We start from the raw sequence: 1,571 nt of genomic DNA, 5'->3' as shown, positions 1-1,571 counted from the left end.
AATGAATATTATTCCGGAAAGTAAAAGTCTTGAGAAGATATTAACAGGATTAGAAACCAAATATATTGTTCCTGATTATCAGAGAGATTATTCTTGGTCGGTAAATGAGGTAGAAACGTTATGGACGGATATTGTTATATCTCATGCTCAGCAATCTGAATACTTTATGGGGACAATAGTATTAAAAAAGCATCAGAAAGAAACCGACACTTTTGATATAGTAGATGGTCAGCAGCGTTTAGCTACCTTTTCGATGCTATTCTATGTGCTTGCTAGCTTGGGAGAATCTTTTTCTTCAAACCTTGACATACTGAGTCAGGTAGAGAGAAACCCTGCATCAATGGATCTATCAAATAAAATTGCAAAGATCGCGAGAGCAAGGCTAAGGGAACCAAGTGAGCCTGATAATTATTATTTGCGCTTGAATAAAAAAGATAATGAGCTTTTTGAATATATCATTAGAAATGAGAAAAAGGACTCTTTTTCTGTAGATGATGCTGCTTATAAGATCAATAAGAATGATAACCGTCTTCTAAAGACTAAAAAAACCTTTATTAAAAAAATTATTGATGAGTTTACTGGCGAGAATGCTCTTAAAGATATTTATACTACATTAGTACATGTTGTAAAAAAATTAAAATTTATAACAATTGAGGTTGAGACTGATTATGATGCTTTTCTGTTATTTGAGTCATTAAACTCAAAAGGTATGGATCTAAGTGTTGCTGATCTATTAAAAAATAAAATATTAATGAAATCCAATGGAAATGAGGAGCAAAGTGAACTGTTACTAAATAATTGGGAGTCTATGATTTCATCAATTGAATCGAGCAGGCTTTCTCCCGTTGATTTTTTACGTGTTTATTGGGAGGCAATTCAAGGCTCTAATATTACGAAGAAGGAACTCTATAAGAATATCGGAGCACACATTGATTTATCAGAGGATATAGTTTCTTTTTCAAAAGATCTAAAGGAAACAGCTGCTGACTTTTCTGGTTACGCCTCTGCTGAGTTATATTTCCCAACATGTGCAAATTACTCTGGGAAGGAAAAATATCTTTCATTTTGTGGGGAAATAAATACATTAAAATACACAACATGTTTGCCACTATTAATGTATACATATCGGTTTAGATCTGAATTTATGGATATAATGGCAAGGTTAAGTTTATCCTTTTTATTTAGATGGATCACAATTTGCGATTATTCAGTTGGTGGAGCGAAGAAAGTATTTGATGAAGTAATTCGCCGATTAATTGCTGGAGATAGTAACGAAGACGCGATACAACCTTTTTTTAGCCAGCATGAGAAAATAGGTGATGATGCTTTTATAGCAGCAATGAGACAATTTAAAGCGCAAGATAATCAAATAGCAAAATATATACTATCAAAGTGCTATTTATACGATAATAAAATGCAAAGTATACCTAACTATAATGAAGTTCACTTAGAGCATGTTCTTCCGCAATCCACCATTCTATGGGAGAAGGATGAGCACTTTATATTACCCAAAGGAACATTTGCAAAAGATTATGTATATAACATTGGGAACTTAACATTACTACATAAAC

Annotated in this window: 1 protein-coding gene; it reads left to right on the top strand. The window is 32.7% G+C overall.

Annotated features, from left to right (window positions below):
* A partial coding sequence (locus NNO08_RS22795) for a DUF262 domain-containing protein (protein WP_271457606.1) occupies window positions 1-1,571 on the top strand: 1,571 nt, incomplete at both ends.

The organism is Citrobacter sp. Igbk 17 (assembly GCF_028069775.1).
In the GTDB taxonomy this organism is placed as follows: Bacteria; Pseudomonadota; Gammaproteobacteria; order Enterobacterales; family Enterobacteriaceae; genus Citrobacter.
Note: the sequence above shows the minus strand (reverse complement) of the source record. Positions and strands in the feature narration are given on the sequence as shown.